The 21,261-nt window shown below is 71.2% G+C and carries 19 protein-coding genes and 3 tRNA genes; 9 read left to right on the top strand and 13 right to left on the bottom strand.

The window, feature by feature from the left end:
- Positions 1–340: 340 nt before the first annotated feature.
- Both bldC and ACIRQF_RS16530 read right to left on the bottom strand, forming a co-directional pair.
- Positions 341–547 carry a developmental transcriptional regulator BldC gene (gene bldC, locus ACIRQF_RS16535; protein ID WP_003949541.1) on the bottom strand — a complete coding sequence of 69 codons (207 nt, stop codon included), beginning with the start codon at positions 545–547 and terminating at the stop codon, positions 341–343.
- A gap of 545 nt (positions 548–1,092) precedes the next feature.
- Positions 1,093–1,944: a hypothetical protein gene (locus tag ACIRQF_RS16530; RefSeq protein WP_376637912.1), complete on the bottom strand. Its 852-nt coding sequence runs from the start codon at positions 1,942–1,944 to the stop codon at positions 1,093–1,095.
- 154 nt (positions 1,945–2,098) lie between these two features.
- Between ACIRQF_RS16530 and ACIRQF_RS16525 the strand changes: the two genes are divergently transcribed.
- Positions 2,099–3,187 carry a Leu/Phe/Val dehydrogenase gene (locus tag ACIRQF_RS16525; RefSeq protein WP_376637911.1) on the top strand — a complete coding sequence of 363 codons (1,089 nt, stop codon included), beginning with the start codon at positions 2,099–2,101 and terminating at the stop codon, positions 3,185–3,187.
- A 288-nt stretch (positions 3,188–3,475) separates the two neighbouring features.
- A complete protein-coding gene (locus ACIRQF_RS16520; protein WP_376637910.1) occupies positions 3,476–3,730 on the top strand; it encodes a DUF3073 domain-containing protein in 255 nt (84 codons plus the stop codon).
- 189 nt (positions 3,731–3,919) lie between these two features.
- Here ACIRQF_RS16520 and purM read toward each other — a convergent pair whose 3' ends face one another.
- A complete protein-coding gene (gene purM, locus ACIRQF_RS16515; protein ID WP_389758558.1) occupies positions 3,920–5,005 on the bottom strand; it encodes a phosphoribosylformylglycinamidine cyclo-ligase in 1,086 nt (361 codons plus the stop codon).
- A 44-nt stretch (positions 5,006–5,049) separates the two neighbouring features.
- The gene (purF, locus tag ACIRQF_RS16510) at positions 5,050–6,576 is read right to left on the bottom strand and encodes an amidophosphoribosyltransferase (protein WP_376637908.1); all 1,527 of its coding nucleotides are present in this window, start codon (positions 6,574–6,576) and stop codon (positions 5,050–5,052) included.
- A 275-nt stretch (positions 6,577–6,851) separates the two neighbouring features.
- Between purF and ACIRQF_RS16505 the strand changes: the two genes are divergently transcribed.
- Both ACIRQF_RS16505 and ACIRQF_RS16500 read left to right on the top strand, forming a co-directional pair.
- A complete protein-coding gene (locus tag ACIRQF_RS16505) occupies positions 6,852–6,950 on the top strand; it encodes a putative leader peptide (RefSeq protein WP_376637907.1) in 99 nt (32 codons plus the stop codon).
- Positions 6,951–7,136: 186 nt separating this feature from the next.
- On the top strand, positions 7,137–8,546 hold the full coding sequence (locus ACIRQF_RS16500) for a sulfatase (protein WP_404092767.1): 1,410 nt from the start codon (positions 7,137–7,139) through the stop codon (positions 8,544–8,546).
- A 9-nt stretch (positions 8,547–8,555) separates the two neighbouring features.
- Here the strand turns inward: ACIRQF_RS16500 and ACIRQF_RS16495 are convergent, their stop codons facing one another.
- Both ACIRQF_RS16495 and ACIRQF_RS16490 read right to left on the bottom strand, forming a co-directional pair.
- Positions 8,556–9,359, bottom strand: coding sequence for an META domain-containing protein (locus ACIRQF_RS16495; RefSeq protein WP_404092765.1), 804 nt, complete (start codon positions 9,357–9,359; stop codon positions 8,556–8,558).
- A 76-nt stretch (positions 9,360–9,435) separates the two neighbouring features.
- Entirely contained in the window at positions 9,436–10,221 is a 786-nt protein-coding gene (locus ACIRQF_RS16490) for a sterol carrier family protein (protein WP_404092762.1), read from the bottom strand.
- Positions 10,222–10,288: 67 nt separating this feature from the next.
- Between ACIRQF_RS16490 and ACIRQF_RS16485 the strand changes: the two genes are divergently transcribed.
- Positions 10,289–10,699, top strand: coding sequence for a nuclear transport factor 2 family protein (locus tag ACIRQF_RS16485; protein WP_376637903.1), 411 nt, complete (start codon positions 10,289–10,291; stop codon positions 10,697–10,699).
- A gap of 75 nt (positions 10,700–10,774) precedes the next feature.
- Here ACIRQF_RS16485 and purL read toward each other — a convergent pair whose 3' ends face one another.
- Genes purL through purS form a run of 3 tightly spaced genes read right to left on the bottom strand, consistent with a single transcriptional unit; the run spans position 10,775 to position 13,946 of the window.
- Positions 10,775–13,024 carry a phosphoribosylformylglycinamidine synthase subunit PurL gene (gene purL, locus ACIRQF_RS16480; protein ID WP_382477620.1) on the bottom strand — a complete coding sequence of 750 codons (2,250 nt, stop codon included), beginning with the start codon at positions 13,022–13,024 and terminating at the stop codon, positions 10,775–10,777.
- A complete protein-coding gene (gene purQ, locus ACIRQF_RS16475; RefSeq protein WP_225804323.1) occupies positions 13,024–13,704 on the bottom strand; it encodes a phosphoribosylformylglycinamidine synthase subunit PurQ in 681 nt (226 codons plus the stop codon). Before purQ ends, purL begins: the two co-directional genes overlap by 1 nt.
- Positions 13,701–13,946: a phosphoribosylformylglycinamidine synthase subunit PurS gene (gene purS, locus ACIRQF_RS16470; protein ID WP_009996980.1), complete on the bottom strand. Its 246-nt coding sequence runs from the start codon at positions 13,944–13,946 to the stop codon at positions 13,701–13,703. Before purS ends, purQ begins: the two co-directional genes overlap by 4 nt.
- 327 nt (positions 13,947–14,273) lie before the next feature.
- Between purS and ACIRQF_RS16465 the strand changes: the two genes are divergently transcribed.
- From ACIRQF_RS16465 to ACIRQF_RS16450, 4 genes are all read left to right on the top strand, one after another.
- The gene (locus ACIRQF_RS16465) at positions 14,274–14,621 is read left to right on the top strand and encodes an Lsr2 family protein (protein WP_376637901.1); all 348 of its coding nucleotides are present in this window, start codon (positions 14,274–14,276) and stop codon (positions 14,619–14,621) included.
- Positions 14,622–14,721: 100 nt separating this feature from the next.
- A tRNA-Gly gene (locus ACIRQF_RS16460) sits at positions 14,722–14,793 on the top strand.
- An 81-nt stretch (positions 14,794–14,874) separates the two neighbouring features.
- A tRNA-Gly gene (locus tag ACIRQF_RS16455) sits at positions 14,875–14,947 on the top strand.
- A 145-nt stretch (positions 14,948–15,092) separates the two neighbouring features.
- Positions 15,093–15,168, top strand: a tRNA-Gly gene (locus ACIRQF_RS16450).
- Positions 15,169–15,211: 43 nt separating this feature from the next.
- Here the strand turns inward: ACIRQF_RS16450 and ACIRQF_RS16445 are convergent.
- The 4 genes from ACIRQF_RS16445 to purD form a co-directional block, all read right to left on the bottom strand.
- Positions 15,212–16,123: a phosphoribosylaminoimidazolesuccinocarboxamide synthase gene (locus tag ACIRQF_RS16445; RefSeq protein WP_376637900.1), complete on the bottom strand. Its 912-nt coding sequence runs from the start codon at positions 16,121–16,123 to the stop codon at positions 15,212–15,214.
- Positions 16,124–16,211: 88 nt separating this feature from the next.
- The gene (locus ACIRQF_RS16440) at positions 16,212–17,672 is read right to left on the bottom strand and encodes a N,N-dimethylformamidase beta subunit family domain-containing protein (RefSeq protein ID WP_376637899.1); all 1,461 of its coding nucleotides are present in this window, start codon (positions 17,670–17,672) and stop codon (positions 16,212–16,214) included.
- 157 nt (positions 17,673–17,829) lie between these two features.
- Positions 17,830–19,737: a hypothetical protein gene (locus tag ACIRQF_RS16435; protein ID WP_404092755.1), complete on the bottom strand. Its 1,908-nt coding sequence runs from the start codon at positions 19,735–19,737 to the stop codon at positions 17,830–17,832.
- 272 nt (positions 19,738–20,009) lie between these two features.
- Positions 20,010–21,260, bottom strand: coding sequence for a phosphoribosylamine--glycine ligase (gene purD, locus ACIRQF_RS16430; protein ID WP_382477613.1), 1,251 nt, complete (start codon positions 21,258–21,260; stop codon positions 20,010–20,012).
- Position 21,261 lies beyond the last annotated feature (1 nt).

The following is a 21,261-nucleotide window of genomic DNA, read 5'->3' as shown; positions in this document are numbered from 1 at the left end:
GGGGTGACCAACGGCGGGACGGTGACCCTTCCGGGGGTGGAAGGCTGTTCTGGGGCAACGGTTTGACGGTGTGACGGGAGTCACTGAATCCGTTTCAGAAGGTGGCTCACTTACACCCTCCCTACATCACCCCGATTTAATATGTGCAATTGCACGGCCTGGGAGCGGGCCCACAGGGGCACAAAAAAGATCGCACCGGACCCGGCGGAGTCCAGTGCGATCGATGACCGAGAGCCTGTTGGGGCAGGGACCGGCCGGCAGTGCTTGGGGTGGGCGAACCGGGTTGGGGGACCCGGAACGTGCCCGGTGAAGCGGGGTGTTACAGGGTCTCGCGTACGCCTCAGGCCTCGCTGCGCTGCTGCGGGATACCCGCCAGCAGGGCGCGGACCTCGGCCTCGCGATACCGGCGGTGCCCACCCAGGGTGCGGATGGACGTGAGCTTGCCTGCCTTCGCCCAACGGGTCACCGTCTTCGGGTCCACGCGGAACATCGTGGCAACCTCGGCAGGGGTCAGCAGCGGCTCGGCATCAGGGGTGCGAGCGGTCATGAGCGGCCTCCTCGGGAGAACCGAACCATCTCGGTTCTTTCCTCTAAATTCTGCACCTTGACCCGCGTTGCCCGAAATGGCAGAAGCGGGCCGAGTCGGTTATAGGACGAACGGCTTGTCCTCGGCACTACAACTACACCATCCGTCCAGCCACGTCGGCCAAACCGATGGAATTGCCCTCGCAGGTGTTCATCAGCGGCGGAAGTCGATGGACCATGCCATAACGGACAGTCACGCCCCTGTGACGATCAGTCACAGAGCGATCAGGAGTCCTCAGACCCCCCATAGAGTGCAATGCTGAGCGTTCCGCCCTTACTTGGACGGAAGGAACCCTCCCCGGACTCCTTGTCCTATTTTGGCACGAGGGTGGGTGATGGGCGCAAGGGTGCGTTAAGTGCTGTCCGTCACCCTTGAGTCAAAGGCCCGGATCGGGACCTACGTCCTGCCCCACCTTCACCACCGGCCTCACGAGAGCACACCAAACAACCGAACATGTGTCCAGCGATGAAGATCATTTACATCAGATGGACATGTCCTGTCGATGGTCAGTTGGCGAACTGCAGGTTGCGGATCGCCCGCCACCGCTCCGCGAGACGCCCGTAGGCCTCCTCCGCGCCCTCGCCGTCGCCGTCCCGGAGCGCCGCGATCCCCTCGGCCACGTCCGCCGCCGACCGGTCCGCCGCCAGCGTCTCCGCGCCGACCGCGTGCACCAGGCCGCCGTAGTCCAGCTCCACCAGCGCCCGCGGATGGAACTCCTCCAGCCAGCGGCCCACCCCGACCAGGCTCTCGGTCATCGGCCCCTCGGCGATCGCCCCCCGCAGCGCCTTCAGGGCCCGCGCCAGCCGCCGCCGCGCCTGCACCATCGGCGTCCGGTAGCGCAGCACCGGCACCTCCCCCGCGGCCAGGTCCCCCGGCGCGTACTCCCGCTCCTCGTCCGAGAACACCGCGAACCAGCTCAGCGGCACCCGCCACACCGAGCTGCGGATCCACGGCCGCGCGTCCGGGTTCCGCTCCAGCCAGCGCTCGTGGTCCGCCGCCACCTGCTCCCGTACGACCGGCGGCAGCATCGCGTCCAGGACCGGGCCCGGCAGCGTCCCGCCCACCAGCTCCTCCAGGGCCAGCCAGCCGCGCAGCCGGGTCCGCCACGGACAGACCAGGACCACCCCGTCCACCGTCACCACGAACGCGTCACCGCTCTCGTGCACCGGCACCGGAACCGGCGGCACCGACACCAAGTCGGCCAGCGAACGCCGCAGTTCCTCCTGCACGCCCGGGGTGTCCGGCCGGCACGCGTAGCGGGACCAGTGCCCCCGCTCCGGCTCCGGGAACGCGGCCAGCGGCTCGTACACCCGCAGATAGGAGGCATAGGGGACGAACACCGACGAAGGGACCGACATGTCGTGAATCCTTCCACGCGGGTCATCCTGAAGGGGGTGATCCTGAGCACTGCGCCCCTGCTACGGCCAGGTAGGACTTACCCTTCTGCCGACCAGGTCCCACCCCCACCCGCAGGGGGGACCTTCCGCCGCTTCGTACTTGGGAGTCACCACCGTGACCGATGTGACCGGCGTTCCTGACGTACTGCACACCCTGTTCCACTCGGAGCAGGGGGGCCACGAGCAAGTCGTGCTGTGCCAGGACCGCGCCACCGGCCTCAAGGCCGTCATCGCCCTCCACAACACCGCCCTGGGCCCCGCCCTCGGCGGCACCCGCTTCTACCCGTACGCCACCGAGGCCGAGGCCGTCGCCGACGCGCTGAACCTCTCCCGCGGAATGTCGTACAAGAACGCCATGGCCGGTCTCGACCACGGCGGCGGCAAGGCCGTCATCATCGGCGACCCGGAGCAGATCAAGAGCGAGGAACTCCTCCTCGCCTACGGGCGCTTCGTGGCCTCCCTCGGCGGCCGCTACGTCACGGCCTGCGACGTCGGCACCTACGTCGCCGACATGGACGTCGTGGCCCGGACGAACCGGTGGACCACCGGCCGCTCCCCCGAGAACGGCGGCGCCGGCGACTCCTCCGTCCTCACCGCCTTCGGCGTCTTCCAGGGCATGCGCGCCTCCGCGCAGACCCTGTGGGGCGACCCCTCCCTGCGCGGCCGCAAGGTCGGCGTCGCCGGCGTCGGCAAGGTCGGCCACTACCTGGTCGAGCACCTCCTGGAGGACGGCGCCGAGGTCGTGATCACCGATGTGCGCGAGGAGTCGGTGCGCCGGATCACCGAGAAGCACCCGCAGGTCACCGTCGTCGCCGACACCGCGGCGCTGATCCGCGTCGAGGGCCTCGACATCTACGCGCCCTGCGCGCTGGGCGGCGCCCTGAACGAGGAGACCGTCCCCTTCATCACCGCCCGCATCGTCTGCGGCGCGGCCAACAACCAGCTCGCCCACCCGGGCATCGAGAAGGACCTCGTCGAGCGCGGGATCCTCTACGCCCCTGACTACGTGGTGAACGCCGGCGGCGTGATCCAGGTCGCCGACGAGCTGCACGGCTTCGACTTCGACCGCTGCAAGGTGAAGGCCACGAAGATCTTCGACACCACCCTGGAGATCTTCGCACGTGCGAAGGCGGACGGCATTCCGCCGGCCGCCGCGGCCGACCGGATCGCCGAGCAGCGCATGGCCGAGGCCCGTCGGGCCTGAGCCGGGCGGGGGCGGCCCGCCGTTCGGGGAGCGATTCGCGAGACTTCGCTCACGCCGATCGGCGGGTCGGACCTCTAGAAGAGGTTAAAATCGCGACTGACCAGCGAGGACGGGGCACCTCGATGGTTCTGTACCGGGGTATGTGATGCGCGCGGCGTACCGTAGACCGACGGAAACAGGTACCGTTGAAGCCCTACGGACCGGTCTCTCTTTGAGAGCCCGTTCCGGACCATGAACGCGTGTCAAGACTCTGGGGCCAAAGAGCCCCGTCACCGAGGGGGTCGAGCCATGGGGCGCGGCCGGGCAAAGGCCAAGCAGACCAAGGTCGCCCGCCAGCTGAAGTACAGCAGCGGCGGGACTGACCTGTCGCGTCTGGCCAATGAGCTGGGCGCATCGACTTCGAGCCAGCCGCCGAATGGCGAGCCGTTCGAGGACGACGACGAGGAAGACGACCCGTACGCGCAGTACGCGGATCTCTACAACACGGACGACGAGGACGAGGACGGCGAGTCCGGTCCGGCGTCCACTCAGCGTCGCGCTTGACCTTCTGAACACCGAAACCCGGTCCGGAGTACCCGGACCGGGTTTCTGCGCTGTCCGGAGCCGCTGGCGGGCGGCGGCGGGCCTTTCCGGGGTGCCCCGGGTGCCCCGGGTGCCCCGCGCGCGAGACCTTCGGCGGATGCGACGAAGGAGCACCCCGAACGGGAATGCTCCTTCGTGGCTTTCTCCGGTTTACTTCGCGTAGTCGCCGATCAGCTCTGCGCCGGTCGAGTGATCGCCGCGCTCGGTGATCTCACCGGCCACCCAGGACTCGACACCCCGGTCGGCGAGCGTCGCCAGGGCGGCGTCCACCGAGTCGGCGGGGACCACGGCCATCATGCCGACGCCCATGTTCAGGGTCTTCTCCAGCTCCAGGCGCTCGACCTGCCCGGCCTTGCCGACCAGGTCGAAGACGGCGCCCGGGGCCCAGGTCGACCGGTCGACCACCGCGTGCAGACCGTCCGGGATCACCCGAGCCAGGTTGGCGGCGAGGCCACCACCCGTGATGTGGCTGAAGGCGTGCACGTCGGTGGTCCGGGTGAGCGCCAGACAGTCGAGCGAGTAGATCTTGGTGGGCTCCAGGAGCTCCTCGCCCAGGGTCCGGCCGAACTCCTCGACCTGCTGGTCGAGGGTCATGCCGGCGCGGTCGAACACCACGTGGCGGACGAGCGAGTACCCGTTGGAGTGAAGACCGGAGGACGCCATGGCGATGACCGCGTCCCCCGTACGGATGCGATCCGCGCCGAGCAGGCGGTCGTACTCGACGACACCCGTGCCCGCGCCCGCGACGTCGAAGTCGTCCGGACCGAGGAGGCCCGGGTGCTCCGCCGTCTCGCCGCCGACGAGCGCGCAGCCCGCCAGGACGCAGCCCTCGGCGATGCCCTTCACGATGGCGGCGACCCGCTCGGGGTGCACCTTGCCGACGCAGATGTAGTCGGTCATGAAGAGCGGCTCGGCACCGCAGACGACGATGTCGTCCATGACCATGGCGACCAGGTCGTGGCCGATCGTGTCGTACACGCCCATCTGGCGGGCGATGTCGACCTTCGTGCCGACGCCGTCGGTGGCCGAGGCGAGCAGCGGGCGCTCGTAGCGCTTGAGGGCGGAGGCGTCGAAGAGGCCGGCGAAGCCCCCGAGGCCACCGAGGACCTCGGGGCGCTGCGTCTTCTTCACCCACTCCTTCATGAGCTCGACGGCGCGGTCGCCCGCCTCGATGTCGACACCTGCTGCTTTGTAGCTGGATGCAGCCGCGTAGCTGGCACCAGTGGTCTCAGGCATGGCTGGGAACTTTCGTGTCGTCGTACTGCGGTTGCAGCGGGGTCTTACGGGCGGCGCAGGGCGTCGGCGGCCGCGGTGGCGGCGGGGCCGGCGGCCAGCTCGGTCTCCAGGAGCTGCTTGCCGAGCAGCTCCGGGTCCGGAAGCTCCATCGGGTACTCGCCGTCGAAGCAGGCGCGGCACAGGTTGGGCTTCTGGATGGTGGTCGCCTCGATCATCCCGTCGAGGGAGATGTACGAGAGCGAGTCCGCCCCGAGCGACTTGCCGATCTCTTCGACCGACATGCCGTTGGCGATCAGCTCCGCGCGGGTGGCGAAGTCGATGCCGAAGAAGCAGGGCCACTTCACCGGCGGGGAGGAGATCCGGATGTGGACCTCGGCGGCGCCGGCCTCGCGGAGCATCCGGACCAGCGCGCGCTGGGTGTTGCCGCGGACGATCGAGTCGTCGACGACCACCAGGCGCTTGCCCTTGATGACTTCCTTGAGGGGGTTCAGCTTCAGCCGGATGCCCAGCTGGCGGATGGTCTGCGAGGGCTGGATGAAGGTCCGGCCGACGTACGCGTTCTTCACCAGGCCGGCGCCGAACGGGATGCCGGAGGCCTCCGCGTAGCCGATGGCGGCCGGGGTCCCCGACTCCGGCGTCGCTATCACCAGGTCGGCCTCGACAGGGGCCTCCTTGGCGAGCCGGCGGCCCATCTCCACGCGGGAGAGGTACACGTTCCGGCCGGCGATGTCGGTGTCCGGGCGAGCCAGGTACACGTACTCGAAGACACAGCCCTTGGGCTTCGCTTCTGCGAATCGAGAGGTGCGGATGCCGTTCTCGTCGATCGCGATCAGCTCGCCCGGCTCGACCTCGCGGACGAAGGTCGCGCCGCAGATGTCGAGGGCGGCGGACTCGGAGGCGACCACCCAGCCGCGCTCCAGCCGGCCGAGCACCAGCGGGCGGATGCCCTGCGGGTCACGGGCGGCGTAGAGCGTGTGCTCGTTCATGAAGACGAGGGAGAAGGCGCCCCGGACGTCGGGGAGGACCTTCGCGGCAGCCTGCTCGATGGTGAGCGGCGTGCCGTCCTCGTCCACCTGGCCCGCGAGCAGCGCGGTGACCAGGTCGGTGTCGTTGGTGGCGGCGACCTGAGTGGTGCGCCCCTCCTTCTTGGGGAGGTCCGCGACCATCTCGGCCAGCTGGGCCGTGTTCACCAGGTTGCCGTTGTGGCCGAGCGCGATCGAGCCGTGGGCGGTCGCCCGGAAGGTCGGCTGAGCGTTCTCCCACACGGAGGCCCCGGTGGTCGAGTAGCGGGCGTGACCGACCGCGATATGACCCTGGAGGGAACCGAGAGAGGTCTCGTCGAAGACCTGGGACACCAGTCCCATGTCCTTGAAGACGAGGATCTGGGAGCCGTTGCTGACCGCGATTCCCGCGGATTCCTGGCCCCGATGCTGGAGGGCGTAGAGCCCGAAGTACGAGAGCTTTGCGACCTCTTCGCCGGGAGCCCAGACTCCGAAAACGCCGCAGGCGTCCTGGGGGCCCTTCTCACCGGGGAGCAGGTCGTGGTTGAGTCGTCCGTCACCACGTGGCACGCCACCGAGTGTAGGCGAGATCGACCATCGGTCCGAATTCGCGGACGAGGCGTGATAGGCCCTTCCCGGCGCTCGTAGGATCGCACGAACTGATCCTTCGATCCTTGTCGGAGCCCACAAAGCAAGGGGCGCAAGGGTTACTGACCGGTAGCCATGATCAGGACCGTCCCGAGCGGACGCTCGTACGGTACGGGGCGAACGGTCGGGATGTGACGGAGTCCACGGTGCGGGACGGTCGTTGACACCTCCCGCACCCTCCGCCAGGCTTCCCGATCATGCAGCCCGTCAGCGACCTCGACCTCTCGGTCACCCTTGTGGCGCGCCGACACGTGGACCTGGCCCGTGTCGCGAGCGCGATCTGTCGCCGCGGCTGACCGGAACCTCTGTTCCAGGTCTTCGCGCCGCCTCGCACAGGCATCCCCCGCCGGCTCCCTCCGGCCACGCCGGATCGCTCCGGCCCCCACCGGCTTCCACACCGGATCGCTGCGGCCCTCGCCGGCTTCCTCCGGCCACGCGGCCTCGCTCCGGCGTTCCACGATGCGTTCCACCAGGAGACCCGTATGTCCACACCCCTGTCCCGGCGTGCCCTCGGCGGTGCCGCCGCCGGCGCCGCCGCCGGAGTCGCCCTCGGCGCCGCGGCGCCCACCGCCTCCGCCGCCCCGGCCTCCGCCTCCCCCGGGGAGCGGCCCTTCCGGGCCGCCACCGGGCGCCACGCGCCCCGGCCCAACATCCTCTTCATCCTCGGCGACGACCTCGGCTGGGCCGACCTCTCCTCCTACGGCTCCCCGCACATCCGCACCCCGCACCTGGACCGGCTCGCCCGCCAGGGCGTCCGCTTCACCGACGCCTACTCCGGCTCGGCCACCTGCTCCCCCACCCGCTTCAGCCTGTACACCGGCCGCTACCCCGGACGCACCCGAGGCGGCCTCGCCGAGCCCATCGCCGACACGTCGGTCGGCCTGGAGCCCACCCACCCCACGCTCGCCTCGCTGCTGCGCGACGCCGGGTACAGCACCGCGCTCATCGGCAAGTGGCACTGCGGCTACCTGCCCGACTACTCGCCCACCCGCTCCGGCTGGGACGAGTTCTTCGGAAACTTCGGCGGCGCCCTGGAGTACTACTCCAAGCTCGGCCTCGGCGGCGAGTACGACCTCTACGAAGGCGACGCCACCTACAAGGACCTGCGCTACTACACCCGCATCCTCACCGAGCGGGCGAGCGAGTACGTGAGCCGCCCCCACGACCGCCCGTTCCTGCTCAACCTCAACTTCACCACCCCCCACTGGCCCTGGATCGCCGACGGCGACGAGGAGACCAGCGCCGAGATCGTCCGGCGGATCAAGGCCGGCGACCGCTCCGCCCTGTGGCACCAGGACGGCGGCTCGATAGAGAAGTACAAGGAGATGGTCGAGGACCTCGACCGCTCCGTCGGGAAGGTGCTCGCCGCCCTCGCGCGGGCCGGCCGCGAGCGCGACACCCTCGTCTTCTTCGGCAGCGACAACGGCGGCGAACGCTTCTCCTACAACTGGCCGCTCGCCGGCAACAAGGGCTCCCTCCAGGAGGGCGGCATCCGGGTCCCGTCGATCCTGCGCTGGCCCGCCCGCATCGACGGTGGCCAGGCCAGCGACCTGCCCGTCTACTCCCCCGACTGGACGGCCACCCTCCTCGACATCGGCGGCGCCCGGCCCCATCCCGCCTACCCCCTCGACGGCACCAGCCTCGCCGGGCACCTCCTGCGCGGCGAGAAGGTCGCCGAGCGCGACCTGTTCTGGCGGGTGCGCGGCGAGCGGGCGCTGCGCCGCGGCGACTGGAAGTACTACCGGGGCAAGAGCGGCCGCGACCAGCTCTTCCACCTCACCGAGGACGCCCGCGAACAGGCCGACCGGGCCCCGTACGAGAAGCAACGGCTGGCCGAGCTGAAGGCCGCCTGGGAGCGGACGGACGCCGGACTGCTCCCCTACGGCGGCTGACGGCCCGGGCTAGCCGGCCTGGGCGGTGAAGCCCTGGCCGTCGCTGTCGGTGACGGTCAGGGTGCGGTGGACCAGGCGGTAGGTGAGCGGGCCGTCGAGGGCGTCGTACAGCTTGGTCTCGAGCTCCATCTGCGGGCCCGTGCACATCATGCGGGTGGTCGCGATCGTGCCCAGGGTGATCGTCCTGTCGGTGATCTTCGCGGGGGCCGTGACCCGGTTGCAGCCGAGGCTGCCGGTGAGCCGCCCGTCCTTGCCGAAGGTCAGCTTCGCCTTGCCCTCGGAGCCGGCGGGCAGCGAGCCGGCGGTGGCACCGTCGAGCAGCGCGTCCACCGTCCACGTCGTGCCGACGAGCGGGGCGTCGGACTCGGCGGTCAGCTCCACGCCCTTGCGGCCGTCGGCCGAGGTGAGGGTGAGCGCCTTGTCCTTCAGCCGCCCCTCCAGCTCGCCGCTGAAGGCCTTGAGCAGGGCCCGTTCGAACCGCTGCCGGTCGGCCGGGCAGCCGATCTCGGTGACCTCCTGCGGGGAGACCGTGAGGGTGTCGCCGTGCACGGCGACGGTGGCCCCGAAGTGGTTGCATCCGCTGTCGCCCTGGGCGCGCCCCTTACCGTCGATCTCCAGGTGCGCCCCGGGCGGGGCCATCGAGCGGGTGCCGTCGAGCGTGACCGCGGCGATCGTCCAGTTGCTGCCCTGGACGGGCAGATCGGGGGTGTCGGCGCCGGCCCCTGGAGCCGCGCCCTGCTCCGTACCGCACGCGGAGAGCAGGACGAGGGCGGAGACGGCGAGGGCGGCGGCGAGTGTGCGCGGCTTCTGCATGCAGGTGGGACGGACGCCGCCGCCGTACGGTTCCGGTGCCTCACGGTCCGCTTCCCCGGCCGGTGCCGGTGCCGGGTCAGCCCATGAGGGGGAGCAGGCCCGCGAGGTCCGCGCGTTCCCCGCTCGCCCGCACCCGGGCCGCGTCCAGCTCCGTGGCCCAGGCGGCCCGGCCGGTCGCGAGCCTGACCCAGGTCAGCGGGTCCGTCTCGACCACGTTCGGCGGGGTGCCGCGGGTGTGCCTCGGCCCCTCGACACACTGCACCACCGCGAACGGCGGCACCCGCACCTCCACCGCGCCGCCCGGGGCCTTCGCCGCCAGGGCGTCGGCCAGCAGCCGGGTGCAGGCGGCGAGCGCCTGCCGGTCGTAGGGGATCTCCAGCCCGGTCGCCGCGTTCAGGTCGTCGGTGTGGACGACGAGTTCGACGGTCCGCGTGACGAGGAAGTCGGCGAGGGTCATCGCGCCGAGGCTCACCGGCAGCAGCCGGGTGTCGGCGGCGGCCGGCACCTGCTCGTACGCCTCGGCGGTCCGCCCGTACAGGGCCGCGAGATCCGCGGAGTCGAGTCCCCGGGTGTGCTCGTCGATCCGCTCGGCGGCGGCGGAGGTCGCGAACGGCCATTCCAGCAGCGCGAGTTCCTGCTTCGCGGGCTCCGGTGCGGCCAGCAGCTGCGGCACGCTGCCGACCATCCACGCGAGGTGCGCGGCCAGGTCCCGCACCGTCCACGCGCCGAGCCGGGTCGGCCCGTCGAGCGCCTCTGCCGGCAGCGCGAGCACCGCGTCCCGTACGTGCCCGAACTGGGCGAGGACGGCGGCGCGGATCTTGGCGGAGTCGTAGCTGCGGGTGCGCTTCTTGGCGGGTGGCATGGGCTGAGGCTAGCCCCGAGACTTGAGGGAGGGGGACATCCCCTCATCGAAAGGCAGTGCCGGGACCATGACCCATCACGAGCACCCCGATGCCGTCCTGGTGCGCCAGGGCTACGAAGCGTTCATGAAAGGTGACATGGAGGGGTTGTCCTCCATGATGACCAGCGACTGTACCCACCACGCACCCGGGAGCACCCGGTTCGGCGGGCACTTCAAGGGCCGGGACAACATCCTGGCCATGTACGGGGCGATGGCCGAGTACACCGGTGGCAGCATGCGCATCGAACTCGGCAGCATCTGCGTCGACGGGCGCGGTCACGCCATCGCGAGCCACAAGTGGTTCGCCGAGCACGGTGACCGGGGCATCGAGATGCCGGGCGCCCTCTTCTTCACGATCATCGGCGGCAAGGTCTCCGACATCGACGAGTGCGTCGAGGACATCGCGGAGCTCGACGCCTTCTACTCGCTCGACGACTGACCCGGGCCGTCACCGCACGGAAGAGCCCCCGCCCGGGAAGGGCGGGGGCTCGGTCCGTACGCGTACGGGACCCGATCAGGCCAGCAGGCCCGGGATCGTCGCCTCGTGCACGGTGCGCAGCTCCTCCAGGGAGGCGCTGAACTCGCCCTGCACGTCGACCGCGTCGCCGTCGACGACACCGATGCGGGTCGCCGGCAGACCCCGCGCACCGCACATGTCGGTGAAGCGGAGCTCCTCGCTGCGCGGGACGGCCACGACCGCACGGCCGGCCGACTCGCTGAAGAGGAAGGTGAAGGCGTCGAGGCCCTCGGGCACGACCAGGCGCGCGCCGTTGCCGCCGCGCAGGCAGGACTCGACGACCGCCTGGACCAGACCGCCGTCGGACAGGTCGTGGGCCGCGTCGATCATGCCGTCGCGGGAGGCCGAGATCAGGATCTCGCCGAGCAGCTTCTCCCGGTCGAGGTCCACGGCCGGCGGCATGCCGCCGAGGTGCTGGTGGATCACCTCGGACCAGGCGGACCCGCCGAACTCCTCCTTGGTGTCGCCGAGCAGGTAGAGGAGCTGGCCCTCTTCCGCGAAGGCGATCGGGGTGCGGCGGTTGACGTCGTCGATCACACCGAGGACGGCCACGACGGGCGTCGGGTGGATGGCCACGTCACCGGTCTGGTTGTACAGCGACACGTTGCCGCCGGTGACCGGGGTGCCCAGCTGCAGGCAGCCGTCCGCGAGACCACGGGTGGCCTCGGCGAACTGCCACATCACGGCCGGGTCCTCGGGCGAACCGAAGTTCAGGCAGTCCGAGATCGCGAGCGGCTTGGCGCCGGAGGCGGCGACGTTGCGGTACGCCTCCGCCAGCGCGAGCTGCGCACCGGTGTACGGGTCGAGCTTGGCGTACCGGCCGTTGCCGTCGGTCGCCATGGCCACGCCCAGGTTCGACTCCTCGTCGATCCGGACCATGCCGGCGTCCTCGGGCTGGGCGAGCACGGTGTTGCCCTGGACGAAGCGGTCGTACTGGTCGGTGATCCACGCCTTGGAGGCCTGGTTCGGGGAGCCGACCAGCTTCAGGACCTGGTCCTTCAGCTCGGCGCCGTTCTGCGGACGGGCCAGCTTGCCGGCGTCGTCGGCCTGGAGGGCGTCCTGCCAGTCCGGGCGCGCGAACGGCCGGTGGTAGGTCGGGCCCTCGTGGGCGACGGTGCCCGGGGGCACGTCCACGATGAGCTCGCCGTGCCAGAAGATCTCCAGGTGGTCGCCGTCCGTGACCTCACCGATGACGGTGGCGGTGACGTCCCACTTCTCGCAGATCTCCATGAAGCGGTCGACGTGCTGCGGCTCGACGATCGCGCACATGCGCTCCTGCGACTCGCTCATGAGGATCTCCTCGGGCGAGAGCGTCGCGTCGCGCAGCGGCACGGTGTCCAGCTCGACCCGCATGCCGCCGGAGCCGGCCGAGGCCAGCTCGGAGGTGGCGCAGGACAGGCCGGCGCCGCCGAGGTCCTGGATGCCCGCGACCAGCTTCTCCTGGAAGATCTCCAGGGTGCACTCGATGAGGAGCTTCTCCTGGAACGGGTCGCCGACCTGGACCGCCGGGCGCTTGGTGGGCTTGGAGTCGTCGAAGGTCTCGGACGCGAGGACCGAGACGCCGCCGATGCCGTCGCCACCGGTGCGGGCACCGTAGAGGATGACCTTGTTGCCGGGGCCGGCGGCCTTGGCGAGGTGGATGTCCTCGTGCTTCATGACGCCGATGCAGCCGGCGTTGACCAGCGGGTTGCCCTGGTAGCAGGAGTCGAAGACGACCTCGCCGCCGATGTTGGGCAGGCCCAGGCAGTTGCCGTAGCCGCCGATGCCGGCGACGACGCCGGGCAGCACGCGCTTGGTGTCGGGGTGGTCGGCGGCGCCGAAGCGCAGCGGGTCGACCACGGCGACCGGGCGGGCGCCCATGGCGAGGATGTCGCGGACGATGCCGCCGACGCCGGTGGCCGCGCCCTGGTAGGGCTCGATGTAGCTGGGGTGGTTGTGCGACTCGACCTTGAAGGTGACCGCGTAGCCCTGGCCGACGTCGACGACGCCCGCGTTCTCGCCGATGCCGACGAGCATGGCGTCGTTCTCCGGGGCCTTCTCGCCGAACTGCTTCAGGTGGACCTTGCTGCTCTTGTAGGAGCAGTGCTCGGACCACATGACGGAGTACATGGCGAGCTCGGCGCCGGTGGGCCGGCGGTCGAGGATCTCGCGGATGCGCGCGTACTCGTCTTCCTTGAGGCCGAGTTCCTTCCAGGGCTGCTCGACGTCGGGCGTCTCGGTCGCGTGCTTGACCGTGTCCAGAGTCATCAGGCGTTGACCAGCTTCTTGAGGATCGAGGTGAAGAAACCGAGCCCGTCGGTCTTGCCGGTGCCGACCAGCGGCTCGACGGCGTGCTCGGGGTGCGGCATGAGGCCGACCACGTTGCCCGCGGCGTTGGTGATGCCCGCGATGTCGCGCAGCGAGCCGTTGGGGTTCATGTCCAGGTAGCGGAAGGCCACCCGCCCCTCGGCCTCCAGCTCGTCGAGCGTGCGCTCGTCGGCGACGTACCGGCCGTCCATGTTCTTGAGCGGGACCTCGATCTCCTGGCCCTCGGTGTAGTCCGAGGTCCAGGCGGTCTCCGCGTTCTCCACCCGCAGCTTCTGGTCGCGGCAGATGAAGTGGAGGTGGTTGTTGCGCAGCATGGCGCCGGGCAGCAGGTGGGCCTCCGTGAGGATCTGGAAGCCGTTGCAGATGCCGAGGACGGGCATGCCCGCCTTCGCCTGCTCGATGATCGTCTCCATCACCGGCGAGAAGCGGGAGATGGCTCCGGCCCGCAGATAGTCGCCGTAGGAGAAGCCGCCCGCGAGGACCACCGCGTCGACCTGCTTGAGGTCCTTGTCGCGGTGCCAGAGCGAGACCGGCTCGGCGCCCGCGAGGCGGGCGGCGCGCAGCGCGTCCTGGTCGTCGAGCGTTCCGGGGAACGTGACGACGCCGATGCGTGCGGTCACGACTCCACCTTCACGATGAAGTCCTCGATCACGGTGTTGGCAAGGAAGGTTTCGGCCATCTCATGGATGCGGGCGAGGGCGGCCTCGTCGACCGGTCCCTCCACCTCGAGCTCGAAGCGCTTCCCCTGGCGGACGTCGGCGATGCCGTCGAACCCGAGGCGGGGCAGTGCACGCTGCACCGCCTGCCCCTGCGGGTCGAGGATCTCCGGCTTGAGCATGACGTCGACTACGACGCGTGCCACTGGCACTCCCGGTGGTGGTGTTGCGTGGGCGGTTCCTTCAGCGTACCTGCCTCCAAATTCTACGCGGGTAGAAGTCTGAAGGATCCTACAAAACACCCCCGCACATCGGGCCGGTGAATTCAAGCGGAATATCACCTGCCGACCGAGACACGCGGAAACAATTGACTGGGCTTCACAATGCGGGACCGGTCGCTGTACAAAGGGAATGCAGAGCAACTCCAACGAGCACAGCGTTGCCCCCGGAGCGCCGTCGTCTCGGCATCACCGCACGTCAGAGCGGTGAACCCGCCGAAACAACCGGCCCTCCGCAGGAAAGGACCGATATCCGTGGCACAGCGTGTGGTGGTCACTCTCTTCGACGACATCGACGGCGGAGAGGCGGCGGAAACGGTCGCGTTCGGCCTGGACGGGAAGACGTACGAGATCGACCTGAATCCCGCCAATGCAAAGAAACTGCGCAAGGCCCTCGCCCCCTACCTGGCGGCCGGCCGGAAGCTGAGCGCCAGGCCTGCGGCCGGTTCCGGGCCGAAGGGCGCCCCGGCCGCGCAGAAGCACACCGTGCTCGCGCCCGATCCGGCGGCGGTCCGCGCCTGGGCCCAGTCCAACAAGATGGACGTGCCCACCAGGGGCCGGATCCCCAAGCGGGTCTACGAGGCCTTCCTCGCCGCGAGCTGACACCGCGGGCCCGAGCCGATTTGCCTTGCACCCCCCTTGATCCGCTAGAGTCTGGAACACGCCGAGGGGCGAGGCCGCAGGGCCGGACCTCACGCAGCGTGCGGGTGTAGTTCAGTAGCAGAACAGCCCCCTTCCAGGGGGAAGGCGCAGTGTGCAATTCCTGTCACCCGCTCTGCATCGCGATTACCGAGCACTCCGGTGCTTCAGGTACAGTGGTGCTCGCACCGCCCGGTGAAAGCCGGTCGGGAGCAATGCGGACGTGGCTCAGTTGGTAGAGCATCACCTTGCCAAGGTGAGGGTCGCGAGTTCGAATCTCGTCGTCCGCTCAGGGAGCGAAGGCCCCGGTTCTCAGGAACCGGGGCCTTCGTCGTACTCCCACGGAGTGTGGTCACAGCCACAGTCCACAGCCCGGAAAACCGTGGCATCGGCACCCGCCATCCTGTGTATAGTTAGCAGCGCGCTACGGCGCATGCGGACGTGGCTCAGTTGGTAGAGCATCACCTTGCCAAGGTGAGGGTCGCGAGTTCGAATCTCGTCGTCCGCTCCATGAAGAAGCCCCCGGTCGAATCGACCGGGGGCTTTCTCGTTCCCTAGGACCAGGCGTTGCCGGTCAGCAGCTCGAAGGCCTCGATGTACCTGCCGCGAGTCTTCTCCACGACCTCATCCGGCAGGGCCGGCGGCGGCTGCTCGCTCTTGCGGTCCCAGCCGGAGGCCGGCGACGTCAGCCAGTTCCGCACGATCTGCTTGTCGTACGACGGCTGGGCGCGACCCGGCTGCCACTCGGCGGCCGGCCAGAAGCGGGAGGAGTCCGGGGTGAGGACCTCGTCCGCGAGGACCAGGCGCTCGCCCTCCGGGGTGCTCTCGAAGCCGAGCTCGAACTTCGTGTCCGCGAGGATGATCCCGCGATCGCGCGCGATGTCACGGGCGCGGGAGTAGACGGCGAGGGTCGTCTGGCGCAGCAGGGCGGCGGTCTCCGCACCCACCTGGCGGGCGACCTCCTCGTAGGACACGTTCTCGTCGTGGTCGCCGACGGCGGCCTTCGTCGCCGGGGTGAAGATCGGGGCGGGCAGCTCCGAGCCGTCGACCAGGCCCTCGGGCAGCGCGAGACCGCAGACCGTGCGGGACTCGTCGTACTCCAGGAGGCCGGAGCCGGTGAGGTAGCCGCGGGCGACGCACTCGACCGGGACCATGTTCAGGGACTTGCAGATCAGGGTCCGGCCCGCCCAGTCGGCAGGAGCGCCCGCCGGGACCTCGGTCGACAGGACGTGGTGGGGGACCAGGTCGGAGAGCCGGTCGAACCACCACAGCGAGAGCTGGGTCAGCACCCGCCCCTTGTCGGGGATCTCGGTCGGCAGCACCCAGTCGTACGCGGACAGGCGGTCGCTCGCCACCATGACGAGGTCGCCCGCCTCGTTGCGGTACAGGTCGCGAACCTTGCCCGTGTGGAGATGGGTCAGGCCCGGGACCTGGACGGGCTCGGGCTTTTCTACGAATCCGGACACGGTTCCTCCGCGTAGGTTGATCCAGGAGCGTGTCCGATTCTCTCGCACATCCGGGCGGAGCCGGGCGCCGGGCCCTGTGACCCCCCGCTCAGTCCCTCTTGCAGATGCGGTCGAGGAGGTTCGCGGTGGCGCGCTGGATGCGAGTGTCCACATGGCCGGGCCGGTCGAGCGCGGGCGACCAGGCGAAGGTGCCCGAGGCGAAGACCCAGGCGCCGGACGGGGCCCGGTAGAGGCTCGTCTCCTGGTGCCGCAGGGACCCTTCGCCGTCCCGGTACGGCGAGTGGGAGAGCAGGATGCGGCCCTGGTGCTCGGGCAGCGCGGTGCGCGGGAAGTAGCGGTCGGCCTCGCCCGCGACCAGGCCGGGAACCTCGTCGCCCTCGCCGGCGCCGGTGGCCTCCCAGAGCCAGTGGTCCGCGTTCCGTACGACCATCGGGTGCGGTTCGGGCACCCGGCCCGCGTACTGGATGCCGAGCAGCTGCTGCTCGGGCCGGTCGACCTCCCGCCAGAGCGCGGCGCGGCCCGGGCCCCGGCGCTTGCGGCAGGTGAGGAGCCGGTCCGGCGCACCGGACGGGGACGGGGCGAGCTCCACCTGCCAGTACATGGTGTTGGCGGAGAGGAAGACCAGCGAGGTGCCCTGGTCGCGGGCGAGCTCGACCGTACGGCGCATGGGCACCGACCAGTACTCGTCGTGACCGGGGAAGACCAGGCCCCGGTAGCGGCTCGGGTCGACCCGGCCCGCGTGCAGGTCGCGGGTCTCCGCGTACGCCAGGTCGTAGCCGTAGCGCTCGGCCCAGCGGATGAAGTCGTAGGCGTGACCCACGTGCAGCGGCAGGCCCGCGCCCGCGTACGGACGGTCGAAGGACACGGTCACCGCCGCGTCCTCCTCGCCGAGCAGCCGGCCCTCCTCGTCCCACGCGTGGTAGAGGCTGGCGCCGGTGCGGCCGTCCTCCGGATAGAGGTTGTACGCCTGCCAGGTCACGTCCGGCAGGACGAGCAGCAGGTCCGCCGGGTGGCTGTCGCGGACCGTGAAGGGGATGTGGGAGCGGTAGCCGTCGGCAGTGGTGAGCACGGCGACGTACGCGCCGATCGACCAGTACGACGGGACCTGCAACCGCCAGGACTGCCACCAGTGATGGCAGGACACGGTCCGGTCGGCGGTCAGCGGGGCCGGCTGGACGATCCCGGACAGCCGCGGGCTCGTGGTGATCTTGGCGGCGCCGTCACCGCCGTAGTGCCCGATGCGGTAGATGTCGACCGAGAACTGCTGCGGCGGGTCCACGGTGACGTGGAAGTCGATCGCCTCACCGGGCGCGACGGCGCCGTTCGACACGAAGCCCTTGATCTGGCCGTGCACGTCGTCGGCCGTGCGGGGACCGCCCGTGCCGCCGCGGGCCAGGGTCTCGTCCGCGTACCAGGGAACCATCTGGCCGGTGTCGTCGAAGTAGTTCTCCGAACCGCGCAGCCAGGGCAGCGGGCCCTGGCCGAAGGGGTCCGAGACCGCATGGGCGAGCGCGCCCGATTCCCACCGCCTGATCTGCTCCGCCCCCATGCCGCGCCCTCCCTCGACTCCCCCGGTCGGCCGGTCAGTGCCTCTGGATACTGCCTCTGTCAGTGCCGGTCTCCAGCACATCACATAACGCACGCACTCCGTCACCCTTCGTCGTGAATTGACGGGAGTGGAAGGCGGTCCTCCGGGGCGGGCCGCCTCAGACCAGGCGTACGGGCTTCTCCGGTCGGACCCCGGTCCTGGCCAGCCAGGCGCGCAGGGGATCCGGATCGCCGTCCTCGACGAGCGCCAGGACGGCGCCGGCCAGATCCGTGCTCCGCTCGCCCCGGACGAACAGGGCCGGCCCGTCCAGCCAGTCGAGGCCCGGCGCGGCCTCGGCCGTGTCGACCGCCGCACAGCACACCATCGCCGTCACGTGGTCGGCCAGCAGGTCCCGCCCGCTGCGCGGCGGCTGCAGCGGGAACAGCGGCAGCGGCCCGTCCGGTCCCTCGGCCGCGGGCACCGCCGGCCGCAGCCCCTCCTCGCGGGCCGCCTGCGCGGTGAGCGCGGCGGCGAGGGCGTCGGCCGCGGCGCCGCCGCCGGTCTGCGGGGCGGTGAGGTGCGCCATGACGCGGGAGAGGGTGGGGGCGCCGGAGGCCGGCTCGGCGGCGCTCTCGCGCACCGGGGCCGTGATGCCGTCGGCGGGGTCGGGGGTGCTTCCCGCGGGGGTCCCGTCTACGGGGTCGGCGGTGGTTCCCGCGGGGGTCCCGTCGGCGGGCTCGGGGGTGCTTCCCGCCGGGGTGGGAGCGGCGGCTGCCTCGTGTACCGGCCCGGGGGTCCGGTCGCCCGAGGCCGGGGACGGGGTGCTCTCGGCGGGCGCGGGCCCGGCGGCCGCGTCGGCATCCCGGGCGACGGGCGTGCCCGGCGGCCGGGCGGACGTCGGGCCGAGGCGGTCGAGGACCTGGTGGAGGCGGGACGCGTCGCTGCGCCAGGTGCGGTCCACGACCTCCTCCGCGTACTCGCTCCACTCCACCGGGGCCCAGTCGGCGCCCGGCTCGGCCGGGGCGCCGTGGAAGAGGCGGGCGGCCAGCAGGGAGGTGGCCTCGTCGACCGCGCCCGGCTGCTCCAGGAGGTCGCAGGCGGGGCGCTCGCCGAGGCGGGACGTGAAGCCGTCGGCGAGGCGGTCGCGGCGGGAGAGCTCGGTGAGCGCGGAGACCACGCCCGCGTCGAGGCGGGCAGGCCAGCGGCCCATCCGCCAGGCGGGCAGCGCGACCCGGGTGAGCAGCCGGTCCCAGCCCGCGTAGGCGAGGCCGACCTGCTCCTGGGCGACGATCCGTACGCCGTAGTCGACGGCCTGGGCCCGCTCGGAGCCGGCCGCCGCGACGCCCCGCTCCATCTCGGCCGCGTGACCGCGGCAGCCCTTCAGAAGGATCGCGGCCAGCCGGCCCACGCCGGCCGCACCGAACCTGCGGACCGGGTCAAGGCCGGGCTGCCGGGGCACCGCAACCGCCGCGTCGAGACCGCGGACGAAACGCCGGGCCGCCGCTATGTCCGGGTGCGCCGCCGGGCCGGTGCCGGCGACGACGGGGGCGAGCACGGCGCGCAGCTCGCCGACCCGCATCCACCACAGGAACGGGGAGCCGATGACCAGGACGGGGGCCTCCCCGGCCCCGTGGTGGCCCTGGTGCCGGGCGTGCGCCGGGTGCGAGCGGTCCTCCAGCCAGCTGTCGCAGTCCGGCGTGAGGGCTATCGCGGAGGGCGCGGGGACGCCGAGCCGGTCGGCGAGGTCGCGCACCATCCGGTAGAGGTCGGGGGCCGAGCTCTCGGCGAGCTCCACCGTCGGCGTCATGGCCGGCCGGGAGCGCGCCACGACCAGGGCGACGGCGGCCGCCACCAGCAGCACGATCACGGCGAGGACGGTCACCACCCAGCGGGCGGTGTCCCAGCCGGGGCCGGTGAAGTGGTCGGTGACGCCGCCCGCGTAGAGGACGACGGCGACGGCGGCGGGGAGGACCGCGAGGCCGAGGGCCCTGCCGCGCACGCGGAGCACGGCGAGGGCCCGGGTGCGCGCGGCGCGCGCACCGAGCTCTTCTCCGAGTGCGGTACCGGTGCCGGTCACGCCGTACATCACCCCCTCCTGCCCTGTCCGGGACTGCCCGTGGCGGTGTTGCTCACTCCCCCACTGTGGCACCCGCCACCGACATCGCAAGGTCGGTGGGCCAAGTGCCGGAGCACACCCGGAACTCACCGGGAACGCCTTCGCCGCACCCTAGTTGGGGCATCGGCGGGCGTCATCCAGATGGCCGAGCCGTCACCCGATGGAATGGCTTTGGGCAAAGGTGATGACGTCGGCGCGGCCGTGCGCTTCACTGCACGACCGCGCCCTGAAGGCGCCGGGCGTCAGCCCCGGGCGGCCTTCTCGGCGATGTCCGTACGGTGCTGCGCACCGTCAAGACGGATACGGCCGACCGCCGCGTAGGCGCGCTCTCGGGCCTCGGTCAGGTCCGAACCGGTGGCGGTCACCGACAGCACCCGGCCGCCCGCGCTCACGACGGCGTCGCCGTCCCGCTTCGTACCGGCGTGGAGTACGTAGGCGTGCGGCGCGTCCTTCTCCGCGACCTCCGCCAGGCCCTCGATCGGGTCGCCGGTGCGCGGGGTGCCCGGGTAGTTGTGCGAGGCGACGACCACGGTGACGGCCGCCTCGTCGCGCCAGACGAGCGGGGCCTGGTCGGCGAGGGTGCCCCGGGCCGAGTGCAGCAGCAGTCCGGCCAGCGGGGTCTGCAGCCGGGCGAGCACGACCTGGGTCTCGGGGTCGCCGAAGCGGGCGTTGAACTCGATGACCCTGATGCCGCGGCCGGTGATGGCCAGACCCGCGTAGAGCAGACCGGAGAACGGGGTGCCGCGACGGCGCAGCTCGTCCACGGTGGGCTGCAGGACGGTCGCGAGGACCTCCTCGACCAGCTTCGGGTCGGCCCACGGCAGCGGCGAGTAGGCGCCCATGCCGCCGGTGTTCGGGCCCTCGTCGCCGTCGAGCGCGCGCTTGAAGTCCTGCGCGGGCTGCAGCGGGATGACGGTGGTGCCGTCGGTGACGGCGAAGAGGGAGACCTCGGGGCCGTCGAGGAACTCCTCGATGACGACCCGGTCGCAGGCCAGGGCGTGCGCCCGGGCCTCGTCGACGTCCGTGGTCACCACGACGCCCTTGCCGGCCGCGAGACCGTCGTCCTTGACGACGTACGGAGCGCCGAAGGCGTCCAGCGCCTCGTCGATCTCCTCCGGAGTGGTGCAGACGTAGCTGCGCGCGGTGGGCACACCGGCGCCGGCCATGACGTCCTTGGCGAAGGCCTTGGAGCCCTCCAGCTGTGCCGCCTCCTGCGAGGGGCCGAAGGCCGGGATGCCGGCCGCGCGGACGGCGTCGGCGACGCCGGCGACGAGCGGTGCCTCCGGGCCGACGACGACCAGGTCGGCGCCGAGCTCGCCGGCGAGAGCGGCGACGGCGGCGCCGTCGAGCTGGTCGACGGGATGGAGCTCGGCGACCTCGGCGATTCCGGCGTTGCCGGGCGCGCAGTGCAGAGCGGTGACGTCGGGATCGAGGGAGAGGGAGCGGCACAGGGCGTGTTCGCGGGCGCCGCCGCCGATGACGAGGACCTTCACG

This window comes from Streptomyces sp. NPDC101191 (genome assembly GCF_044767915.1).
Lineage (GTDB): Bacteria > Actinomycetota > Actinomycetes > Streptomycetales > Streptomycetaceae > Streptomyces.
Note: the sequence above shows the minus strand (reverse complement) of the source record. Positions and strands in the feature narration are given on the sequence as shown.

Bases quoted from the DNA above. Each gene is read 5' to 3' on its own strand.
- ACIRQF_RS16485 (WP_376637903.1), top strand. From the start codon at position 10,289: ATGACCCATCACGAGCACCCCGATGCCGTCCTGGTGCGCCAGGGCTAC.
- bldC (WP_003949541.1), bottom strand. From the start codon at position 547: ATGACCGCTCGCACCCCTGATGCCGAGCCGCTGCTGACCCCTGCCGAG.
- ACIRQF_RS16520 (WP_376637910.1), top strand. From the start codon at position 3,476: ATGGGGCGCGGCCGGGCAAAGGCCAAGCAGACCAAGGTCGCCCGCCAG.
- ACIRQF_RS16435 (WP_404092755.1), bottom strand. From the start codon at position 19,737: ATGTACGGCGTGACCGGCACCGGTACCGCACTCGGAGAAGAGCTCGGT.
- ACIRQF_RS16440 (WP_376637899.1), bottom strand. From the start codon at position 17,672: ATGGGGGCGGAGCAGATCAGGCGGTGGGAATCGGGCGCGCTCGCCCAT.
- ACIRQF_RS16495 (WP_404092765.1), bottom strand. From the start codon at position 9,359: ATGCAGAAGCCGCGCACACTCGCCGCCGCCCTCGCCGTCTCCGCCCTC.
- ACIRQF_RS16500 (WP_404092767.1), top strand. From the start codon at position 7,137: ATGTCCACACCCCTGTCCCGGCGTGCCCTCGGCGGTGCCGCCGCCGGC.
- purL (WP_382477620.1), bottom strand. From the start codon at position 13,024: ATGACTCTGGACACGGTCAAGCACGCGACCGAGACGCCCGACGTCGAG.
- ACIRQF_RS16505 (WP_376637907.1), top strand. From the start codon at position 6,852: ATGCAGCCCGTCAGCGACCTCGACCTCTCGGTCACCCTTGTGGCGCGC.
- purM (WP_389758558.1), bottom strand. From the start codon at position 5,005: ATGCCTGAGACCACTGGTGCCAGCTACGCGGCTGCATCCAGCTACAAA.
- ACIRQF_RS16530 (WP_376637912.1), bottom strand. From the start codon at position 1,944: ATGTCGGTCCCTTCGTCGGTGTTCGTCCCCTATGCCTCCTATCTGCGG.
- ACIRQF_RS16490 (WP_404092762.1), bottom strand. From the start codon at position 10,221: ATGCCACCCGCCAAGAAGCGCACCCGCAGCTACGACTCCGCCAAGATC.